Below are 20,063 nucleotides of genomic sequence, written 5' to 3'. Positions count from 1 at the left end.
GCCGTATGTTACCCGCATGACGGATAGAGTGCCCGTTGCCCGGCAAGCCTGTAACGTTGTGCACTTGATCCATACCGAAACCGAACGGCTTATCTTCATGAATCGGTTTGAAGGAACCGGGGCAAACGCATCGGGTTACAGGCAGAAAGCGCATGAGGCCGGTGAGGTAGATTTGTTTTTCCAACAACAACAAGCGCGGGCAAGTTCGTGAAAATTGACCAAGAATACCTACTTGGCAGACTTTGAGGAGAGTGGTTTTAAGCCAGTAAGTAGCGCGGCTTTCTAACCGCGCTACTTACTGGCTTAAAACGATAAAGTGTATACGTCCTGACGGGCATGACGCATTCATTTGTCAAGCCAATCGGCTTCCATCAAGGAATATTTCATCAGCGATGTATTCTTTTAATTGCCCAACGGTTTCCAGTTTCCAGAAGTCTTCGTCCGGTATGCGAATGCTGAAAAATGTTTCTACCTGAATCAACAGGTCGGTAATATCCAGTGAATCGAGACCCAGATCGCGGGTAAAGTGGGCTCCGTCAGTCAAGGCGGTCGGGCTGATACCTATATCTGTCAGAACTTTATACAGGCGATCGGTTAATTGAGCGTATGTCATGGTTTACGATTTTGAGGTTACAGGAGTTGCCAGTAGTCGATTGATTTGCCCCCGCCACGGGTAAATCGGTGGCGGGGGGCATTTCCTAATGAACCGGTTCAACCGTTGACATAGCCTTGACCGGTTGCTTTTTTGAGCGAAAAGCAGCCCACTTCTCCCCGATCCTGTCCACGACATAATACATCATGGGAACGAGATAAATGGTCAGTACCATCGAACTGCTCAGCCCGCCAATCAACACCCAGGCCAGCGAGTTTTTCCACTCAGCCCCGGCCCCCGATGCGGTGGCAATAGGAATCATACCAATCACCATCGCAATGGTCGTCATCAGAATCGGGCGCAGTCGTTCTTCACCCGCGTGCAGGATCGCCTGCCGGAACGGGACACCCTGCTCTTTCTGCTGGTTGGCAAAATCGACAATCAGGATGGCGTTTTTCACGACCAGACCAATGAGCATCAACATGCCAAGCATGGCAAAAATACCGATGTTCGAGGAAGTCAGGGCCAGGGCCAGTAAAGCACCGATGATGGCGACCGGCACCGAGAAGAGCACCACAAAGGGGTACACAAAACTGTCGTAGAGCAGCACCATGATGAAGTACACGAGCATTAGACCGGCCAGCATGGCAATACCCAGCGACCCGAAGCCTTCACTCTGGTTTTTGGCGTCGCCACCCCAGCTAACCGTAACCCCGGCAGGCAGCGGATTTTTGGCCAGATCGGCCTGAATCACGCTGGTCAGCGTACCCGAACCGGTTCCCAGCGTATTGGCGGTTACTGTCACCGACGAACGACGATTTTTGCGCTCCAGCAACGAAGGCCCGTTACTCAGGGTTACGTTGGCAAATTCGGCCAGCCGCACCGGACGGTTGGTTGCCGGGCTGAAGAAATTAATGCTCTTCACATCGTCGGGATTTTTCCGGTCGAAGGCATCGAGCATCACCCTAATGTCGTAATCTTCGCCCCCTTCGCGGAACTTGGAGTCGTCGTTACCAGCAAAGGCGTTTTGCAGCGTACCGCCAACGGCCTGGATGGTCAGCCCTAGTTTCGCCATTTTCTCACGATCAATATCGACCCGCACTTCGGGGTTACCCGACTCAACGGAAACGTTTACGTCGTTGGCACCGGGTGTTCTCCGGATTCGATTGGCCAGTTCTTCGGCAGCGGCCAAGTTTTGGCTTACATCATTTCCACTCAGGAAAATTTCTATCGGTGCCGAACCGGAATTGACTATACCTACTACCGATGAGTTGAATTCAACGGCTGGAAAACGGGCCGTCAGTTCCTGCCGAACATCAATCATGTACTGCTCGGTGAGCTTATTGCCGGGCCGCTCACTGGCATCGGCGAGTTGGATGGTTAACTCCGTTCGGTTGGTTTCGCCCTGACCGGTGCTGTTCATCCCCGTACTGGCCCCACCCACGTTGGCGAAGATCGTTTCCACTTCCGGTTTCTTGCGGAGGTAGTTTTCGATATTGCGGGCCATCAGGTTGTTTTGCTGAAGAGAGGCACTCTTGTCGAGTTTCAAGGTGAGCAGGAATTTACCCTGATCTCCCTGCGCCACGAACTCCGAGCCGATTATACCCAGACTCATAACCCAGCCGGTGAACACAAAAATAGCCACCAGTATGCCCGTAAAGGCCAGTTTATGGCTCAGCACCCAGCCCAGACTGCGGTGGTAGCCACTGGTCAGGGCCGTCAGTCCTTTTTCGAACCAGATCAAAAATGCCTGGAATGGATTTTTCGGATTCAGATGCTCCAGCCGGGCCATCATGGACGTCAGCCAGGGCGTCAGCGTAAAACTGACCACTAAACTCACCATTGTGGCAAAGGCCACCGTGAGCGAGAACTGCCGAAGTAAGTCGGCAATGACCGAGTTTACGAACGTGATCGGCACGAAAACCACCACGATCACCAGCGTAATGGCAACGGCGGCAAAGCCGATTTCACTCACGCCGTCGAGGGTGGCCCGCCAGCGGTCTTTGCCCATTTCGAGGTGTCGCTGGATGTTTTCGAGCACCACAATGGAGTCATCGACCAGAATACCAATCACCAGCGAGAGTGCCAGCAGGGTCATGAGGTTGAGCGAATAGCCCATGACATACATGAACAGGAAGGCCGAAATGAGCGAAGCCGGTACCGAGATCATAACAATGAACGCATTCCGGAAGCTGTGTAGAAACAGCAACATCACAATGGCCACCAGACCAACGGCCAGCAGCAAATCGTGGGTTACGGCTTCCACAGAGGCCAGCGTAAACACACTGCTATCATACGCAATGGCGAAGTGAACCTTGTCTTTGGCGTTTTCTTTTTCAATCTGCGCCAGTTTTTCCTGTACGATCTGGCTTATTTCCACCGCGTTCGCATCCGACTGTTTCTTGATAAACAACCCGATACCGTCCTGCCCGTTAAAACGGCTGATACTGGTGGCTTCGGTCAGGCCATCGGTCACGTTGGCGACGTCGCTTATGCGAATGGGGCTGCCATTCGCCGGGGTAACAATGACCAGTTTCCGGATGTCGTCCAGCGAACTGAATTTGCCCGCCAGCCGGAGTGTCATGTTCTCGCTGGTACTTTTTACTTTACCGGTCGGAAAATCGAGGTTGGCCTGGTTGATGGCCTGCGATACCTGAAGCAGCGACAAGCCATAATAATTCAGTTTATCATCATCGACGTTGATACGGATTTCGCGTTTGTCGCCCCCCACCATCGCAATATCGGCGACACCTTTGATCTGCTGAAGAACAGGCAGGTACTTATCTTCGACCTGCTGATAGAACACTTCATTGGGCAGCGTAGACGTTGCCAGCAACTGCATAATGGGTTGATCGCTTGGCGATATTTTCGAGAGCGAGGGCTGTTCGGCATCGTCGGGCAAATCACTCACCATTTTATCGATTTCGCGCTGTGCGTCCTGCAGGGCCAGATCAATATCGGTGCCTGCCTTGAACTGAACCACCAGTACCGACGCGTTTTCGAACGAGTTGGACTTCACGTCGTCGAGGTTATCGAGGCCCGATACGGCATCTTCAATCTTTCGGCTGATCTCCGTTTCCACTTCGGAGGGAGCCGCACCCGGATAAATAGTGGTTATCGTGATTACGGGCGTTGAGAATTCCGGCAGCAACTCATAGCTCAGCAGCCGGTAGGAAAACAGGCCACCGATGGTCAGAATCGCGAACAACACGATAATGAGCGAGGGGCGTTTTATGATAGTTTCGACAAATTTCATAGTCTTGTTGATTGGATAGAACGCTGATTCTTATGATTGTTAAGATGGATTATGATTTTTTAGTCAATCATGACGAATCTTAATAATCATAAAAATCTGTGTTCTATTGAGCCGTTACCGGTGTACCATTTTGCAGATTGATCTGACCGCTGGTGACGACCTGATCACCGGCTTTCAGTCCTTTCGTAATCTCGTAATACTCGTTCGTGGTGGTTCCGATACCGACTGATTTCAGGACGGCTTTCCCCTGTTCGATCACGTACACCTGCGGCTGTTTTTCCGACCCGACAATGGCCTGACGAGGCACGGCCAGCGTTTGTCCTTTTAGCTTGTTCGTGTTGGCAATGGAGCCGTACATTCCTGCCCGCAGTTGATTTTTAGCCGAGTTCGGCACCGTAATTTCAATGGGGTAATTGTGGGCCGCATCACCCTGGGCCGCAATCATCGACACGCGGCCAATAAAGCGAGCATCGGGGTAAACCTCTGTTGTAATGGGCAGCGACTGACCCACCCGGAACTGGTTGATAGCTTTTTCAGGGACTTGTACCACCAGTTTCAGCGTCGAAATGTCCGTTATTTTCGCAATGGGCGACCCTACCGATACCACCGATCCTTTCTCCACCATTTTGTCGGTAACGATACCTGAGAATGGCGTGGTGACGGTTGTGTTGGCCAGTTGTTTTTGAAGCTGTTTGATCTGCGCCTGGGTCGAACGGATGCTTAACTGCGTGCGCTCCAGGTTGATAGCCGGTGTGGCATCGCCTTTTACCAGCACTTCATAGCGTTTGAGGTCGTTCTGGTAGCCTTCGAGCGTAACCATCAGCCCTTCAATCTGGTAGCGCAATTGTTCATCGTCCAGCTTGGCAATTAAGCGCCCCGCTCCTACTATTTGTCCTTCCTCAATAGGCAGCGACACGATTTGTCCACCGGCCTGTGGTCGGATTTCGATTTCCCGATTTGGTGAGAACGAGCCCAGAAACTCGGTTTCCTGCGACAGGTTCTGTAGGGAAGCTACCGCCGTCCGGACGCCCACTTTCTGATCGGGGTTGGGCTTGTATACTTTTTCGTCTACTTCTTTTTTGTTGTTGACCAACGTCCAGGCCGTTAAACCCAGCGTGGCCATAACGGCTAATATTGTGATAATCCGTTTCATGGTTTTTTTAAGATTCTGGTTGTGAGTAAGTTATTGATTGATTAAGCTGCCGGTTGCTTTCTTCCAGTCCAGTTCGGCGGTGCGAAGACTGACCAGCGTATTGAGGAAATTATTTTGTGCTTCGCGGAGGGAGTTCTCGGCCTGCACCACGTCGGTAATGTCTACCGTACCTTCTTTAAATTGAAGCTGGGTTTGGGTGTACACCTTTTCGGCGAGGGCCACCTGCCCGCGGTTAGTTGCCAGATTCCGCTGCTGTACCAGAAACTGGTTCCGGGAATTGGCAATATCCATGGAAATCGACTCGCGGGTCTGACGGAGCTGCACGTCTAACTTCTGGTCGTCGATACGTTTCTGACCCAGTTTAGCCTTGCGGGCCATGCCGTCGAACACATTCCAGTTCAGTTGCAGACCGAGCCAGTAGCCGGGCACGTTTTTAATGAAGGAGTTGTCGCCACCGGTTGCGAACACCGTGCTGTTTGCCACGCCATAGGCCGAAACAGTCGGGACAAAACCCGCTTTAATGTTGCGCTGTTCGAGCCCGTTCAGGTCTTTCTGACGGTCGAGAAGTTGTAGATCGGTTCGGTTGATGGTGTATTCATTGGCGGGCATTACGGGAACCGTTTCGTCAATAACTGTTCGAACGGAGAGCGAATCGGTTTGGGGAATACCGGTCAGCAGTTTCAACGTATTCAGCAACTGATTATAGGTTGCCTGAAGGGATTCGATTTGTGTTTGGGAAGAGGTTTTGCTCAATTGCAGCCGGTCGACATCAATACCTTTGGCCAGTTTGTTCTGCCGAAGCAGGTCGGTAATCTGAATCAGCCGCTCGGTCGACGCGAGGTTTTTCTGAAGGAAAGCAATTTGCTGCGCCGTTGTTTGTAGGTTGTAATAGGTAGCGGATACGTTATAGGCGACCTCTTCTTTAGTCTTCTGCGTTTGCAGGGCGGACAAATCCCGGCTGGTTTTCGCCACTTTCGTCGCGATCATCAGCGACTGGTTGTATAAAGCCTGCGAAGCCTGCACGCTGGTGGAGAGGTTATAGGGCAAGCCAAACGCCAGTACCGAATAAGACCCCTCTGGTCCGCCAAATGCCGAAGCGGGAACCACCTGGCCGGGTATTTTCAGGTAACGTTTATAATCGCCGGAGAGATTGACCTGTGGGCGGGCTCCGGCTTTTACCTCCGCTATCTGGGCATCGGTTTTCAATTCGTCCAGACGAGCCGCCTGCACACTATAGTTGCCTGTCAGGGCTTTGCTGACCAATTGTTCCAGGGTTACATCCTGCGCATTCACGACAGAACTTCCCAACAAAAGGGCGGTAGACACATACCATCGAAAGATTTTCATAGCACGATTAATTACGTTGTTTTAAATAATATTATTAATTCTTCATTTTAAATAATTGTTTAATTTGAGGGCAAAAAAAAGGATTACTCCTTTTTAAAGTCAAACAAATAAGATGTGACCATCTCAATAACGATCTGCTTGTGTTCATTGATAAATTCATTAAATCCAGCTTCATCCATATGCCACATCTTCATGTGCATCTGTTTTCCAATGAAGAGGAATTGAATATTGGCAAATGCCATGGGCATTACGTGCAAGGCTTTTATGGGCCGAACGTTACCCAGCTTTATCTCCTGCTGAAGCTGCTGCTCGAACATGGAGTGGTGAATTTCTTTCATCACCCCAATACAACTAGCCATCCGGTCCGGATTTCGGTGAACTTCATTCATAATGAAATTCGACAGATTGGGGTTGCTCTTTAGTAATTGAAAATCATGCTCGATCAACTCCGCAATTTTATCCCGCAAACTGATCGGTTTATTCATGATCTCGACCATCCCGGTGAAGAACAATTGAACCAGATCCTCGAAGATCTGCATGAATAACTTTTCCTTACTTCGGAAGTAGTAATTCGTCAGCGCAATATTGATACCGGCTGCTTCGGCAATGTCCCGCGACGTAGCCCCATCGAATCCTTTCTCAAGAAAGACCCGCTCAGCGGCTTCCCTGATTCGTAATTCGGTTGACTTTGACGTTAGACAATCCATTGGTTTTTTCATTTACCTGTCAAAAGTATGTTGTCTGTAAGTAACAAACAAAGTATTCAAATGGTTTTTTTAAACATCTGTTTAAATGCTAAAAAACAGGCAAAACTAACTAAAAATAATTATAAATTTCAATTAAAAAAGGAAAGTACAGCCGGGAAACAGGGGGCTCGACCTGACTGTTGAGGGCTGGTTCTTCGGACATTACCAGTTAAAACTGCTATCTTTGCGGTTGATTAATCGCTTATGAACGCCACTTTCGCCAACAATCTGTTCCGCCAGAGTATTCAGGACTACCACCTGACCGACAACGTCGATACCCCCATTCACAATCCCTATTCGCCGGATACCGTTGCCTTTTTGCTGTACCAGAAAAACTGGATTGATACGGTTCAATGGCATCTGGAAGATATTATTAGAAGCCCAACCATACGCCCTGATGAACTGGTAGCGGTAAAGCGCCGTATCGACCAGTCGAATCAGGACAGGACGGATACCGTCGAGCAAATGGATGGCTGGTTTTTCGAGCAGTTTCAGAGCGTCATCCCAAAGCCGGGTGCGCGGCTAAACTCCGAAACGCCCGCCTGGCTCCTGGACCGGATGTCAATCTTACAACTCAAAATCTACCATTTCCGCGAACAGGCCGACCGGCCTTCTGCCTCGGATGAACACCGCCGGAAAGCGCAGCAGAAACTGACCGTACTCCTGGAGCAGGAAGGCGATCTGGCCCAGTGCTTCGATGAACTACTGGACGATATTCGCAACGGCGACCGGTATATGAAGGTGTACCGGCAGATGAAAATGTACAACGACCCCACGCTAAACCCGGTTCTATATACTGGTCAGGTATAGTCAAAAATGGTCAGGTATGGTCAAGTGTGGTTGAGACTAGTCAGGTGTAGTCAAAAATGGTCAAGTATGGTTGAACGAACCGTGACCACACTTAACTAGTCTTGACAATTTCTGACCATACCTGACAATTTTTGACCCCACCTGACCATTTTTTGACCAAGAATCACCTGACCACCTTATGAAGCATTTGCTTCTTTTGCGCTTCTCGGCCATGGGCGATGTGGCCCTGCTGGCCCCCGTTGTTCAGGCCTTTACCCAGCGTTTTCCCGATGCCACGATTACGTTGGTGACACGGGCAAAATTTGCCGTTTTTTTCGAGCAGTTTCCCAACGTTCGTGTGATTGGAGCCGACTTTGACGGGCGTCATGACGGGCTCAATGGCTTAATCAGGCTGTTTAACGAACTACGGCAATTAGCCTCCTTCGACCTGATCATCGACGCGCATCAGAACGTACGTTCGGCCGTTCTAAAAACGCTGTTCCGGCTGATTGGCGTGCCTTCATTTACGATCGATAAGGGCCGCGCCGAAAAGAAAGCCCTGACCCGAAAAACCAACAAAATCCGCAGGCCGTTAACCCATAGTATAGAGCGGTACGCCCAGGTGTTCGACGCGGCAGGTTTGGCCATTAACCCAGCAAAACCCTTTCAGTTTCCATCAATCACAAGCAGTCAGGAAGAACTTTCGGGCTTTTTGAGCAAGCAGACGGCTATTTCGGCCGATGGGCCCTGGCTGGGTATTGCCCCCTTTGCGCAGCATAGCCAGAAAATGTGGCCCTTCGAACGCTTTGCTCCGTTATTGACACAACTGTATAAAAATCAACCAGTTACTATCTTTTTATTTGGGGGCGGTGCCGATGAGATTGCCCGGCTAAAGACGCTGCAAGAACAGTTTCCACAGGCCATTCTGGTAGCCGGTCAGCTATCACTGGCAGCCGAGTTGTCTCTGATTAGTCGGTTGACCGGCATGATTTGCATGGACTCCGGGAATATGCATCTGGCCGCGTTGAGTGGCATACCGGTGGTATCCATTTGGGGGTCTACCCATCCTGATGCGGGTTTTGGTCCGTGGGGACAGGGTGAAGAAGCCATCGTGCAAATTTCTCCTGTTGAACTTCCCTGCCGTCCCTGTTCCGTTTTCGGTAATAAACCCTGCTTTCGGGGCGATTTGGCGTGTCTGAACTGGATTACCGTCGATATGGTAGCGGGTAAGGTTCAACAACTGCTGGAGCGTTCGAGCTCGACCAGCGCAAATTGATACCTTTGTCTCTACATTCAACAACGCATGATCTGGATAACCCGCGAACGGCCGAAGATAGATCGACTAGCCTGCCCCTGGCTTATTCGGCGGTTTATTGACCTGACGGCCGACATTCGCTTTGTTCCCGAGTCGCAGGTCCAGGCTCAGGCAACGGCATTGGAGGCCACCCCGTTCGACATACCGGGGGTGGAATACAGCCATTACGAAGACCGCTGCACCTTTGATTATTTCCTGCAAAAGCACAAACTGGATGATCCGGCCTTACAACGTATTGCCGCCATTGTGCGGGGAGCCGACACCGACGATCATACGTTAGCCCCCGAAGCGGCTGGTTTGTGGGCCATTTCGGCAGGGCTGGCGTTCAACATTAGTGATGACCAGCAGTTACTCGATCAGGGACTGCTCATTTACGACGCACTCTACAGCTGGGCCAAACATTTACAGACGGTCAAGCACACCCAAAGTCCAACGGAGCGGCTTCTGTTGGGGGTTCTGCACACCTATCAGGCGTCTCCGGGTAAACGAAAGACGCCGGGCTGGGTAACGGAACTCAAAGAACTAATTCAGGATCAGATCGATACCAATCTGACGCTTAGCCTGAACGAGCTTTCCGAAAGCCTGGCGGTTAACCCAACCTACGTATCGCGGGCTTTTTCGCGCTACTTCGACGACCTATCGTTCGGCGAATACATCCGTAAGCTCCGAATAGAAAAAGCCCTTCTTCTTCTCGAAACCACGGGCTACAGCCTTTCCGAAATTGCGTACCTGACGGGCTTCTCCGATCAAAGCCACTTTACGCGGATATTCAAGAAACTGGTTGGCGAAAATCCGTCTGATTACCGAAAAAACAGACGAAAAGGTAAACCAGATACAAAAGGGTTAAATCCATTCTATTTTTGGCTTTTCGAACGGCTTAATCTTGCGGCATCACGTTTTTGAACCCTCATGAAGCCCGTTTATTATTCATTGATCAGCCTGACAGTCTTCCTCTCCCTCCGCTTTCCGTTAACTACCCACGCCCAGACAGTTACGCCCCCCGCCTACCCGCGTATGGCAGGCTACCTGGGCGTACTGCACCCCATTATTACCTTCAATGAACACGGGAGCGAAACTAATTTCAACACCTACTATGTCGTTGGCTTTCCCATTGGGCTGAACCTTTGGAAGACCAAACAGATTGGCTTTTCGGTCGAAGTGGTACCCCTGATCCGGGCCGAAAACGGCACCAGCCGGGTCACGAATGTGCTCTTTCATCCGGGTATACTGGTGAACCTGGGCCACGACTTCACCCTGGCCAGCCGACTTGCCTTTGAAACATCAGGCCGATACGGATTTACCCCCGTGCTTAATAAAATTGTAAAAAGAGGGCCAACAATCAGTTACTTTGTGGCGGTTCCCATTCCCGTTCGCTTTGGCAACGACCGCCCCACCTCACTGACGGCGGCTTTCCAGTTTGGCATTGTTTTTTAACCGGCAATCAATCAGCAACAGAGTATGGAATCAACGAGGCTACCGTACACAAAAATCGACCTGATCCGGTACTTTCTTTACCTGGGTACAACCGGATTTGGCGGTCCTCCCGCCTTGGTCAGCGCCATGAATCGGGACCTAGTAACCGAACGGAAGTGGATCAGTGAAGAAGACTACCGCGAAGGGTTGGCGCTGGCTCAACTGGCACCCGGTCCACTGGCGGCTCAACTGGCCATTTATCTTGGCTACGTTCATTACAGTGTTATCGGCGCTACGCTGGCGGGACTTGCTTTTGTGCTGCCTTCGTTCATTATGGTGGTTCTTCTGGGCTGGACGTACCGGCAATTTAACGGTCTCCCCTGGATGCAGGCGGTTTTTTACGGCATCGGGGCCGCCGTTATCGGTATTATTGCCATAGGTACGCACAAACTCACGGCCAAAACGATTGGTAAAGACCTGTTGGGGTGGTGTGTATTTGGGGTTTCGGCCGTAGCGACCATCATTACCGAATCGGAACTTATCTGGCTGGTTCTGCTTTCGGGCGGAATTTACTGGTTCGTCAAATCACCTTCTATCCGCGCTGGCTCAGGTATGGGAATGAGTTTCGCGCCGTTTTTTACACAGGTGCTCGCCTTTCCTACCGATTCTGTCCTCTGGAAACTGGCGCTCTTTTTCGCCAAAGCGGGGGCCTTTGTTTTCGGGAGCGGGCTGGCTATTGTGCCATTTCTCTACGGGGGCGTTGTGAAAGAATACGGCTGGCTCAATGAACAGCAGTTTTTGGATGCTGTTGCAGTAGCCATGATTACGCCCGGCCCCTTGGTGATCACGGTTGCGTTTATTGGTTATCTGGTGGCTGGTTTTCCCGGTGCGTGTGTTGCTGCGCTGGCTACATTTTTACCCTGCTACCTCTTTACTATCCTGCCCGCCCCTTACTTCAAACGGTGGGGCAAACACCCGGGCGTCAAAGCCTTTGTAGACGGGGTGACCGTGGCTGCCATCGGGGCCATTGCCGGTGCCGTGGTGGTTCTGGCACGGCGGCAGTTGATTGATGTACCCTCCGTGGTCATCGCGCTGGCAACGGCAGCACTTCTGTACCGCTTCAAAAAACTGCCGGAATTAAGTGTGATAGGCGGAGCCGCCGTGGTGGGTTTACTCCTTCGCTACAGCAGTTGAGTTGATGCCTCGGTATACGCCGTGTGCCTTTACTCGAAATTCTTCTTCTTCATCCGCAGCTCCTTCACATCAAAATCAAAGGGCAGGGTATTCATGCACTTGAAGTGTTTCATGGGGCATTCGTCGGAACCCGTGGCGGAACAGGGGCGGCAACCCAGCCCGGTGGCTTCGAGCCTCACATGCGGAGTTTTGTACGGGTAAAAGCCAAGTTGAGGGGTCGAGCTTCCCCAGAATGAGTACACTTTTTTGCGGAAAGCTGCGGCAATATGCATCAATCCAGTATCGTGCGTAAACACCAGCCGGGCACGCTGGATGATGGATGCCGATTGATTCAGGTTAAACTGACCGCAGGAATTATAAATCTGCCTTGCTCCCAGCACCTTCACAATTTCCTCGCCCACCTTCCGGTCGTTCTTATCACCGAGGAGTACGATCGGATAATTTATCTTGCGACACAGCTCAATCATTCGGGACAAAGGCAATCGTCGGGTTGTGTGCTGCCCCCCAATGGCGAACGCCACGTAATCATGCTGGTGGGTAGCGGGTAACCAGTCGAACTCAACCTCATCCTTGTAAGGAATAAAGTAATCCAGTCCCCGCCCATCGTTCTCTATGCCCAGCGGCTGTACCATTGCCAGGTACCGATCAACCATATGCTGCTCGGCGAGTGCATTTATTTTAAGGCGTACGTAAAGCCAGTTCCGAAACGATTGTTTATCAACGCTGTACGATGGCGCACCCAATGCGGTTTTAATTAACCGGCTAATAAACGTATTCTGTAAGTCAATGACGTAGTCGAACTTTTGAGCTCGTAACTGCCGAATCAGCTCAATTACGTTTCCATCCAGATAATGCCTTTCGGAAATGTAAGGATTATGAAGAATAATGGGCTGATAATCTGGTCTTGTGCAGTAATGAATGACCGCATTGGGAAGCTGCTGCTTCAGGCAACGTACAACTGGCGATGTTAAAACAACGTTGCCTATGGATGCAAATTGAAGAATCAGGATGTTTACCGGGGAAGTCATGGTGTAATCATTTCCACAAATCTATTTTATTTACCGCACCTCACCAAACCGGTTAATAAGTCCAAAAACGGGGCTTGATGGGCGTTCGGTACAGGCTGTTTTCGCAAACAACACAAGACGGATTCGTTGGGTAGGGAATATTAGTCGGGAAATCCAGATCGGGTCCCCCCTGCCCTTCGGTTCGGTCTACATACAAATAACTCACAGAAACACCCGCAGCGCCAAAATACCCATAAACGGGTTCTCCCGGCGTAGTAATACATTTGATATTTCCCTGCACCGACGATGGCGCCACGTCAAATAATCCGCCCGTATTACCGGTCAACTGTTGTACACTTTTCCAGAACAGGTAAGCGTTTTTGCTTAGGGCCTGTTGCTCCACTTCCAGGTAATACCGACTTAGTGAGGTAAAAGGGACATCGGCAATGGGTTGCCGACTGATCGCTTTCCCGTTGATGTTTACATCCGAATTAATATTGACGCAGGTGTAACACCGGGTGATGTCCCAGCAGTCAGTACAACAGGAGATACCGGTGTAATAGCTTCTGGCAGCAACGAACGTTTTCCGGCAGGCAGTCGGCATTTCATAATGAGTCCAGCTCCATTTGTAGTAGTTACCCAATGTATCAGGGTCTTTAGTATCGATGTATACCGACCAGGTCTGTTTTTGGTTGGTCGTTGCCGTGGCAGGCGTATAGTTCGATTCTGCATATACGTTCTTAATGGGCGGAACGGCAGGCATCACTTCGGATTCGGACTCGTACCGTTTCCCGGCTTTTGTCAGAATGGTCAGCTTATAGCGTCTGCCTGGCACACCCCGGAGACCGTTGGCGCTGCTCTGGTAGGACCCGCCCGGTGCTTGCTCTTTGAGCGTCTCCTGATTACCCAGGTTATCAGAAATGGTTACCGTTGCTCCCGTTTCGAGCAAATTGACGCTTTTAATTGAATAATCGGAGGTGCGCGTCAACCTAACCGTATAGGGGCCGGGTTGGTCCGTAACCTGACCATCGACAATCAACATGGGCTCCACACTAACGGAACTGGGTTGAAAAGGGGTGATGCAGGCTAGTAAACAGGCAGTTAGCCCCAACAGGGCAACACCCTGTTTTACGACTCGGCGCGTATTCGTTATGTTTTTAGTAGTCATCAAAACTGCCACCAGCGCGGCTTATTGGGTGTTCGATAGAGGTTATTTTCGCAGGCGACACAAGTCGAAGGCACAGGTACTATCACAGGAGGATCTACATCCGGAACGCCCTGTCCATCAATCCGGTCGACATTGATGTATTGTTCCGAAACGCCGGTAGCGCCGAAGTAGCCATATACCATTTCGGCCGGATCACTGACACAGTGAATATTCCCCCGTACAATCGAGGGAGCCGCATCGAACAGGCCACCCGTATTGCCGGTCAACTGCCGAACGCTTTTCCAGAAGTTGTACGCTCCTTTACTGATTGCCTGCTGCTGTACCTCCAGGTAGTACTTACTTTTGGATTTATAGGGTACGCGGCTAATAAACTGACGGCTGATGGCCTGCCCGTTGATATTCACATCAGAACTGATACTGATGCAGTTGTAGCAGCGGGTTATATCCCAGCAATTCGAGCAGCAACCCAGCCCGGTTAATGAACCGTTGGCCAATTCCCGCTTAAAGCAAACGGAGGTGAACTCAAAGTGCGTCCATGTCCAGCGGTAGTAATTACCCGTTACTTCCGGGTCTTTCGTATCCAGATACACATCCCAGCCCTGACTTTTTGTCAAATTTGCTTCACCAGCTTCTTTGGTGTATTCATAATATAACTTGAGAATGGGTGGCGCAGCCGGTAGTACCTCCGTATCGGACTCATACCGTTTTCCGGCTTTGGTTTGTATTGCAAGCTTGTAACTACGTCCCACAACACCCCGAAGGCTAGCCGTCTCGTACGTTCCTCCCGTTAATGTTTCTTTCAGGGTTTCCTTATTTCCCAGATTATCCGAAATAGTCACGATGGCACCCGTTTCCAGCAGATTCAGGCTTTTGAACGAGTAGTTGGCCGTGCGGGTAAGTTTAATGCTGTACGGACCTGCCTGATCGGTTACCTGCCCTTCAACAATCAACGAAGGCGGTATGCTGACGGCTTCCGGCTGAAATTCCGTTACGCAGGAAACCGCAAGCAGCATAAGCAGCAGCCCCATATATTTACCCAGTCTGAGTATGTCTTTTCCTGTTTTCATAAAAGCAGGGGATTATCATTGTTGGAAGCAGGCAGCGCAATCTAAAAAAACGCCTGGCAAACGCCGACCCGTTAAATCTGTTGCCTGCCTTTTCTCAGAATTTGAAGTTGTAGGTCAACGATGGGAAAGCCGTTCCAAAAATAGACAACTTATACGCATCAGATAACGATGCCGGACTCAACTTATAAAAGATCGAGTACGCATTTTTATGAGCATACACGTTATAAATCGAGAAGACCCAACTACTCTGGTTCTTCTTTTTCTTGAGCGGATTCTGCTCAAACGTCATCGAAAAATCGAGCCGGTGATAATCAGGTACACGTTGCTGATTCCGGTCGAGGTATATAGGTATCAGTACTCCGGCTACACGGGCAAGGGCCGATGGCTGGGTAGTAGGACGACCGGTACTGTAGGTAAAATTCAGTGACATGCTAAACCAGGTCGTTGGCCGGTGCGTCGCCAGAATGTTCAGTGTATGGGGCTTGTCGTAGTTGGCCGGATACGGATTGCCGTTATTTACCTGTTCCGTAACATACGGGCTGTTCATTGTCAGAAAGGTGCGGGCATAAGTATAACTCATGAAGCCGGTCCAGCGGCCTTTATTTTTCCGCAGTAACCCTTCAAATCCGTAAGCTTTTCCACTCCCCTGAACAATTTGGGTTTCAACGGCCGGTGCCAGTTGTAGTTCGGCTCCGTCGCGATAATCAATGGCATTGGTAAGGGTCTTGTAATACACCTCGCCCGATGCTTCGATGGCATTGTCGGCGGTGTTCATGAAGTACCCCAGCGACCACTGGTCGGCAATAACGGGTTTCGTATACATATCGCTCAGGTGCCAGCGCGAGGTTGGCAGAGCCGCCGTTGTGTTGGTTACCTGCTGAATGTATTGGCGCAGTCGGCTATACCCGGCTTTAATGGCCCGTCCATCTCCCACCGTCCAGCGAACTGCCAGCCGGGGTTCCAATCCTCCGGCGGAATGGTATACGGTACCTGCTTCATAGGTTTTTGTCGACGTAACCGCTTCATCTTCCTTAGGCCCATTCTCCTGATACGTACGCACGGCGGCTGGCCCACGATTCAACAAGGCCGAATAACGAAGCCCGGCAATAATGGCCACATTGGTGTTCAATTTCCACTCGTCCTGAATGTAAGCCGCCAGCTCATACGCGCGTTCGCGGGCCAGATCGACAGGCAGCACGTTGGAGTACGGCCCAGGTATTCGCGTGTTCGGCTGTACGAGGTAGTCTATGGCACTCAACCCCACCTGCCATTGGTGAACCTCATTTGGCGTAAACGTCAGATCTGACTTAACCTGACGATGCCAGATACCCGACTTCAGTTGAAACGCGTTAGACGAATCGGACGACGATAGATCGGCCTGATACCGACTCAAAATAACGGACGAGGCCAGATTGAGCTGCTTGCTCATGAAGTAGTTCCAGCGAAGGACCGTGTTCATGGTCTGGTAGTTGAACTTAGTCGAGGACGCGTTAATCTCCTGACCGGACAGCGAATCGGATGCCAGCTTGAAGACGTCGGTGCTCAGGTAGCCTGTCAGCGTTATTGTGTTCTTTTCGTTGGGCTGGTATTTGAGTTTCGACGTCAGGTCATAAAAATTTGCCTGTGTTCCTTTCAAATTCGGTGGGGCCAGTTTGAAAATAAAGTCGTTAAACGACGCCCTTGCAGCCAACAAAAAAGACAGTTTATTCTTAATAATGGGGCCCTCAATACCCAGTCGGCTCGAAATAATCCCGATACCCCCATTGATTCCCCATTTCTGGGCATCGGGCTCCTTAATTTTCACATCCAGCACCGACGATGCCCGTCCACCAAAAGCAGCGGCTACCCCACCCCGGTTCAGGGTTACATCGCGGACCACATCGGGATTGAAGACGGAGAAAAAGCCCATCAGGTGGCTCGAATTGAATACCGGTGCTTCGTCGAACAGGATCAGATTTTGGTCGGCACCGCCCCCCCGCACGTTGAAGCCGGGTGCACCTTCGCCCACGGTTGTCACCCCCGGCAGGAGCAGCAACGAACGCAGCACATCCACCTCTCCCATGAGGGGCGGAATTCGGCGAATGCTGCGAATAGTTAATTGCGAAACACCTATTTCGACTTTACGAACATTTCGATCGGGCGATTCACTGGTAACAACCACCTCTTCGAGGTCTTTGGAATCGTCTTCCATCGTTACCTCACGAAACAGCGTTTTTTGAAGCGAAATTGTATCCTGCTTTGGTCGATAGCCTACGTGCGAAAATCGAAGTATGTAGTCACCAGGGGGTAATTGTATGGTATAGAAACCATCTTTTGCCGTTACGTATCCTTTCGATACGTTCAGCACAACAATATTTACGCTCTGAATCGGCTTACCGGTTTTTCCATCTCGCACATAACCCGTTGCCGAAAAGGTTGCCGGGCTGGCACTGGAATTTGTTCGTTGTTGGGCAAAGGCCCCGTTGAGCAGACAGCATGAAAACAACAGTAAAAGTGAAAAACGCATAAAGCCGGGTTTAGGAAGTGCGGAATTGGGCAGTTATGGAATCTGAAAGGTAATGATTTAAGGGGATAAGGTTATGTATTTACCCTATTACCTATCTTCATTAACCAATAATTAATCTTTTTTCAGCCCAATTCTTTCCTATCACCTACGGATCTCTGCCCGCCGTCTCTCTAGATACTCCGTCATTTCGGCTAATGTCAAGGCGTTGAAGGTCATGGCTTTGGTTAAACCGCCTTTCCGACCGATGGCAACGCCGTAATGCATATCCAGCAAACCGGCGAAATCGTGCGCGTCGGGGTTTATACTGAGCATGACGCCTTGCTGCATGGCGTACTCAATCCAGTGCCAGTCGATGTCGAGCCGGTAGGGGCTGGCGTTGATTTCTATGATGACATTGTGTTCCGCACAGGCGTCGATAATGGCCCGGTGGTCGATAGGGTAGCCTTCACGGGCGAGGAGTAACCGGCCCGTTGGGTGCCCCAGAATAGTCGTGTATGGATTCTCAATGGCTCGTAGCAATCGGTTGGTAGCTTTCTCCTCCGACATGGTCAGCGTCTGGTGAACCGATGCCACCACGTAATCAAAGGAAGCCAAAGTTTCATCGTCATAGTCCAGCGACCCATCGCCCAGTATATCCGATTCGATGCCTTTGAAAATACGAAAGCCGGACCCGAAACCCTTGTTTAACTCGTTAATTTCAAGCTGTTGCTGACGGACCCGTTCGGCATCCAACCCGCCCGCATATGAAGCGGTTTTGGAATGGTCGGCAATACCGAAATAAGTCAGGCCTAACTTCTGGCAATAGGCCGCCATATCTGCCACCGACTGCTTGCCATCCGACCAGGTACTGTGGTTATGCAGCGTCCCCTTCAGATCTTCCCAGGTAACAAGCTCCTCGTTTTTGTAGCGGCTGGCCCAGCGAAAGGCAAAGTCATCTTCGCGCATTTCGGGTACGATATACGGCAAACCGGCTTTCTCATAAATGGCCGCTTCGACTTCCGCAACATCGGTTGTATTGACGGAATCGGGCAGGGCGCTGGCATAGGCTACCTGCAACAGCGGCATGCCCCCCGTACCAGCCTGTTTCAAATGCGCTTCGGTAGCCGTTTGAATAAACAACTGCCGACTGAGTTGTTCCGCAGGGTAAAACAGTAACTCCACCAGCACGTCGAAACCGGTCCGGTGTCCGCGCCAGACAAACGGCGACGACTCGCGCACATCCTGCTCCAGATTTTCGAATCCGTTTAGCGTCAGCATGGCCGAAACAGGATCGCTGGTTTGAATAAGCAGTTGAATAACATCGCTTTCCTGCGCTTTCCGGCGCACCTGTCCGCTAATCTCCACCCGTTCGAAATGGGGAGTTAGCTGCTCCACAAGGAGGTTGGCAATCATGGCGGCTTTATCCATACGAACCTTGCCCTGCTGCTCCTGCAAAAACTCCAGTGCCGCCAGAATTTTCTCCTGCGTACTGGCACCAAAGCCTTTGATCTTCGCAATCTGGCCATTTTCGCCCGCCAGTTGAAGATCACGCAGGTTCGTTATACCCAGTTCATGCCAGAGCGTGCGCACTTTTTTCACACCCAATCCTTTGATGCGAAACATATCCAGCACACCCTGGGGCGTTTGGGCCAGTAACTCATCAAGCTCCGTCAGGCGACCGGTTTCGGCGATCTCGCGAATTTTCTGGGCAATGGATTTACCAACGCCCTGTAGTTTTACCAACTCCTCAACGGGCAGGTTAGCAAGATCGGCAGTGGATTTGTCGAGGTTAAATGCGGCAGAGGTAAATGTGCGCGTACGGAAAGCATCCTGTTCGTGGAGTTCCATCAACCGGCCGGTCAGTTCGAGCAGGTCAACAATGTCAGAATTGGTCATCAGCAAAACGAGGTTTACTCTGCAAATTAGGCAATTGGTCGGATTTGGCGGGCGGCAAAAGTCAGTTGTCTTTTACTTTAAACCATAAACCCAACTAATCGTATGATTATCAGCTTTCTTCACTCCACAACTGGAACCACCCATCTGATTTCTGCCCTGGCAGCTATGCTACTGGGCGCGTTTGTCGTTCTGCTGGCAAAGGGAACTCGTATTCATAAACGTATTGGCTATGGGTATGTAGGGGCCATGATTCTGGTGAACGTAACCGCGTTCATGCTCTACCACCTCTTCGGCACCTTTGGCCCATTTCATATTGCAGCCATTATAAGCAGTACAGGCATCGTAGGCGGCATGGTACCAGTATTGGCCAGACACCGTTTTCCCAACTGGAAGAGCTATCACTACTATTTCATGAACTGGTCGGTGGTGGGGCTTTATGCAGCATTCTGGGCTGAATCGCTGGTACGACTATTCCCGATGAATCGATTTTGGCCCGTGGTCGCTTTAGCAACAGGCTTGACAACAGGTCTGGGCAGCTACCTCATCAACCGAAACAAATCAAAGTTTTTCGGGTCGGCCGTTGAAGAATCGGTGCCGGACCCGTCATCGCTCAACTAGCCGTTACCGGAAAACAT

The 20,063-nt window shown here is 50.8% G+C and carries 17 protein-coding genes; 7 read left to right on the top strand and 10 right to left on the bottom strand.

Annotated elements, in window-relative coordinates; translation table 11 throughout:
• Window positions 1-16 precede the first annotated feature (16 nt).
• Window positions 17-211, top strand: coding sequence for a hypothetical protein (locus CRO74_RS04475; protein WP_097124800.1), 195 nt, complete (start codon window positions 17-19; stop codon window positions 209-211).
• Window positions 212-352: 141 nt separating this feature from the next.
• Here CRO74_RS04475 and CRO74_RS04470 read toward each other — a convergent pair whose 3' ends face one another.
• The 5 genes from CRO74_RS04470 to CRO74_RS04450 all read right to left on the bottom strand — a co-directional run bounded on the left by CRO74_RS04470 (window position 353) and on the right by CRO74_RS04450 (window position 7,055).
• Window positions 353-613 carry an acyl carrier protein gene (locus tag CRO74_RS04470; protein ID WP_097124799.1) on the bottom strand — a complete coding sequence of 87 codons (261 nt, stop codon included), beginning with the start codon at window positions 611-613 and terminating at the stop codon, window positions 353-355.
• An 85-nt stretch (window positions 614-698) separates the two neighbouring features.
• On the bottom strand, window positions 699-3,848 hold the full coding sequence (locus CRO74_RS04465) for an efflux RND transporter permease subunit (RefSeq protein WP_097124798.1): 3,150 nt from the start codon (window positions 3,846-3,848) through the stop codon (window positions 699-701).
• A gap of 103 nt (window positions 3,849-3,951) precedes the next feature.
• Window positions 3,952-5,001, bottom strand: a complete 1,050-nt coding sequence (locus CRO74_RS04460) for an efflux RND transporter periplasmic adaptor subunit (RefSeq protein WP_097124797.1) — start codon at window positions 4,999-5,001, stop codon at window positions 3,952-3,954.
• A gap of 30 nt (window positions 5,002-5,031) precedes the next feature.
• Window positions 5,032-6,348: a TolC family protein gene (locus CRO74_RS04455; RefSeq protein ID WP_097124796.1), complete on the bottom strand. Its 1,317-nt coding sequence runs from the start codon at window positions 6,346-6,348 to the stop codon at window positions 5,032-5,034.
• A gap of 83 nt (window positions 6,349-6,431) precedes the next feature.
• A complete protein-coding gene (locus tag CRO74_RS04450; RefSeq protein WP_245877756.1) occupies window positions 6,432-7,055 on the bottom strand; it encodes a TetR/AcrR family transcriptional regulator in 624 nt (207 codons plus the stop codon).
• A 243-nt stretch (window positions 7,056-7,298) separates the two neighbouring features.
• Here CRO74_RS04450 and CRO74_RS04445 point away from each other — a divergent pair, with 243 nt between their 5' ends.
• From CRO74_RS04445 to CRO74_RS04425, 5 genes are all read left to right on the top strand, one after another.
• Window positions 7,299-7,904 (top strand): DUF4254 domain-containing protein, encoded by a 606-nt coding sequence (locus CRO74_RS04445; RefSeq protein WP_097124794.1) that lies wholly within the window; start codon window positions 7,299-7,301, stop codon window positions 7,902-7,904.
• Between the two features lie 178 nt (window positions 7,905-8,082).
• Window positions 8,083-9,159: a glycosyltransferase family 9 protein gene (locus CRO74_RS04440; RefSeq protein WP_097124793.1), complete on the top strand. Its 1,077-nt coding sequence runs from the start codon at window positions 8,083-8,085 to the stop codon at window positions 9,157-9,159.
• A 27-nt stretch (window positions 9,160-9,186) separates the two neighbouring features.
• Window positions 9,187-10,101 carry a chromate resistance protein ChrB domain-containing protein gene (locus CRO74_RS04435; protein ID WP_097124792.1) on the top strand — a complete coding sequence of 305 codons (915 nt, stop codon included), beginning with the start codon at window positions 9,187-9,189 and terminating at the stop codon, window positions 10,099-10,101.
• Between the two features lie 6 nt (window positions 10,102-10,107).
• On the top strand, window positions 10,108-10,632 hold the full coding sequence (locus tag CRO74_RS04430) for a hypothetical protein (RefSeq protein WP_097124791.1): 525 nt from the start codon (window positions 10,108-10,110) through the stop codon (window positions 10,630-10,632).
• Window positions 10,633-10,656: 24 nt separating this feature from the next.
• Window positions 10,657-11,805 (top strand): chromate transporter, encoded by a 1,149-nt coding sequence (locus tag CRO74_RS04425; RefSeq protein WP_097124790.1) that lies wholly within the window; start codon window positions 10,657-10,659, stop codon window positions 11,803-11,805.
• A 29-nt stretch (window positions 11,806-11,834) separates the two neighbouring features.
• On the opposite strand, the gene CRO74_RS04420 is transcribed toward CRO74_RS04425, so the two are convergent.
• The 5 genes from CRO74_RS04420 to CRO74_RS04400 all read right to left on the bottom strand — a co-directional run bounded on the left by CRO74_RS04420 (window position 11,835) and on the right by CRO74_RS04400 (window position 19,428).
• Window positions 11,835-12,833: a glycosyltransferase family 9 protein gene (locus CRO74_RS04420; protein WP_097124789.1), complete on the bottom strand. Its 999-nt coding sequence runs from the start codon at window positions 12,831-12,833 to the stop codon at window positions 11,835-11,837.
• 52 nt (window positions 12,834-12,885) lie between these two features.
• Entirely contained in the window at window positions 12,886-13,980 is a 1,095-nt protein-coding gene (locus tag CRO74_RS04415) for a DUF4249 domain-containing protein (RefSeq protein WP_097124788.1), read from the bottom strand.
• Entirely contained in the window at window positions 13,980-15,047 is a 1,068-nt protein-coding gene (locus tag CRO74_RS04410) for a DUF4249 domain-containing protein (protein ID WP_097124787.1), read from the bottom strand. Before CRO74_RS04410 ends, CRO74_RS04415 begins: the two co-directional genes overlap by 1 nt.
• A gap of 94 nt (window positions 15,048-15,141) precedes the next feature.
• Entirely contained in the window at window positions 15,142-17,553 is a 2,412-nt protein-coding gene (locus tag CRO74_RS04405; protein WP_097124786.1) for a TonB-dependent receptor, read from the bottom strand.
• Window positions 17,554-17,694: 141 nt separating this feature from the next.
• Window positions 17,695-19,428 carry a helix-hairpin-helix domain-containing protein gene (locus CRO74_RS04400; RefSeq protein WP_097124785.1) on the bottom strand — a complete coding sequence of 578 codons (1,734 nt, stop codon included), beginning with the start codon at window positions 19,426-19,428 and terminating at the stop codon, window positions 17,695-17,697.
• Between the two features lie 102 nt (window positions 19,429-19,530).
• On the opposite strand from CRO74_RS04400, the gene CRO74_RS04395 reads away from it, so the two are divergent.
• Window positions 19,531-20,046: a DUF2306 domain-containing protein gene (locus CRO74_RS04395; RefSeq protein WP_097124784.1), complete on the top strand. Its 516-nt coding sequence runs from the start codon at window positions 19,531-19,533 to the stop codon at window positions 20,044-20,046.
• Window positions 20,047-20,063 lie beyond the last annotated feature (17 nt).

The sequence above is a fragment of the Spirosoma fluviale genome (assembly GCF_900230225.1).
GTDB lineage: Bacteria > Bacteroidota > Bacteroidia > Cytophagales > Spirosomataceae > Spirosoma > Spirosoma fluviale.
Note: the sequence above shows the minus strand (reverse complement) of the source record. Positions and strands in the feature narration are given on the sequence as shown.

Excerpts from the sequence above, each read along its gene's own strand:
- CRO74_RS04475 (WP_097124800.1), top strand. The coding sequence starts at position 17 with ATGACGGATAGAGTGCCCGTTGCCCGGCAAGCCTGTAACGTTGTGCAC.
- CRO74_RS04470 (WP_097124799.1), bottom strand. The coding sequence starts at position 613 with ATGACATACGCTCAATTAACCGATCGCCTGTATAAAGTTCTGACAGAT.
- CRO74_RS04465 (WP_097124798.1), bottom strand. The coding sequence starts at position 3,848 with ATGAAATTTGTCGAAACTATCATAAAACGCCCCTCGCTCATTATCGTG.
- CRO74_RS04460 (WP_097124797.1), bottom strand. The coding sequence starts at position 5,001 with ATGAAACGGATTATCACAATATTAGCCGTTATGGCCACGCTGGGTTTA.
- CRO74_RS04455 (WP_097124796.1), bottom strand. The coding sequence starts at position 6,348 with ATGAAAATCTTTCGATGGTATGTGTCTACCGCCCTTTTGTTGGGAAGT.
- CRO74_RS04450 (WP_245877756.1), bottom strand. The coding sequence starts at position 7,055 with ATGGATTGTCTAACGTCAAAGTCAACCGAATTACGAATCAGGGAAGCC.
- CRO74_RS04445 (WP_097124794.1), top strand. The coding sequence starts at position 7,299 with ATGAACGCCACTTTCGCCAACAATCTGTTCCGCCAGAGTATTCAGGAC.
- CRO74_RS04440 (WP_097124793.1), top strand. The coding sequence starts at position 8,083 with ATGAAGCATTTGCTTCTTTTGCGCTTCTCGGCCATGGGCGATGTGGCC.
- CRO74_RS04435 (WP_097124792.1), top strand. The coding sequence starts at position 9,187 with ATGATCTGGATAACCCGCGAACGGCCGAAGATAGATCGACTAGCCTGC.
- CRO74_RS04430 (WP_097124791.1), top strand. The coding sequence starts at position 10,108 with ATGAAGCCCGTTTATTATTCATTGATCAGCCTGACAGTCTTCCTCTCC.
- CRO74_RS04425 (WP_097124790.1), top strand. The coding sequence starts at position 10,657 with ATGGAATCAACGAGGCTACCGTACACAAAAATCGACCTGATCCGGTAC.
- CRO74_RS04420 (WP_097124789.1), bottom strand. The coding sequence starts at position 12,833 with ATGACTTCCCCGGTAAACATCCTGATTCTTCAATTTGCATCCATAGGC.
- CRO74_RS04415 (WP_097124788.1), bottom strand. The coding sequence starts at position 13,980 with ATGACTACTAAAAACATAACGAATACGCGCCGAGTCGTAAAACAGGGT.
- CRO74_RS04410 (WP_097124787.1), bottom strand. The coding sequence starts at position 15,047 with ATGAAAACAGGAAAAGACATACTCAGACTGGGTAAATATATGGGGCTG.
- CRO74_RS04405 (WP_097124786.1), bottom strand. The coding sequence starts at position 17,553 with ATGCGTTTTTCACTTTTACTGTTGTTTTCATGCTGTCTGCTCAACGGG.
- CRO74_RS04400 (WP_097124785.1), bottom strand. The coding sequence starts at position 19,428 with ATGACCAATTCTGACATTGTTGACCTGCTCGAACTGACCGGCCGGTTG.
- CRO74_RS04395 (WP_097124784.1), top strand. The coding sequence starts at position 19,531 with ATGATTATCAGCTTTCTTCACTCCACAACTGGAACCACCCATCTGATT.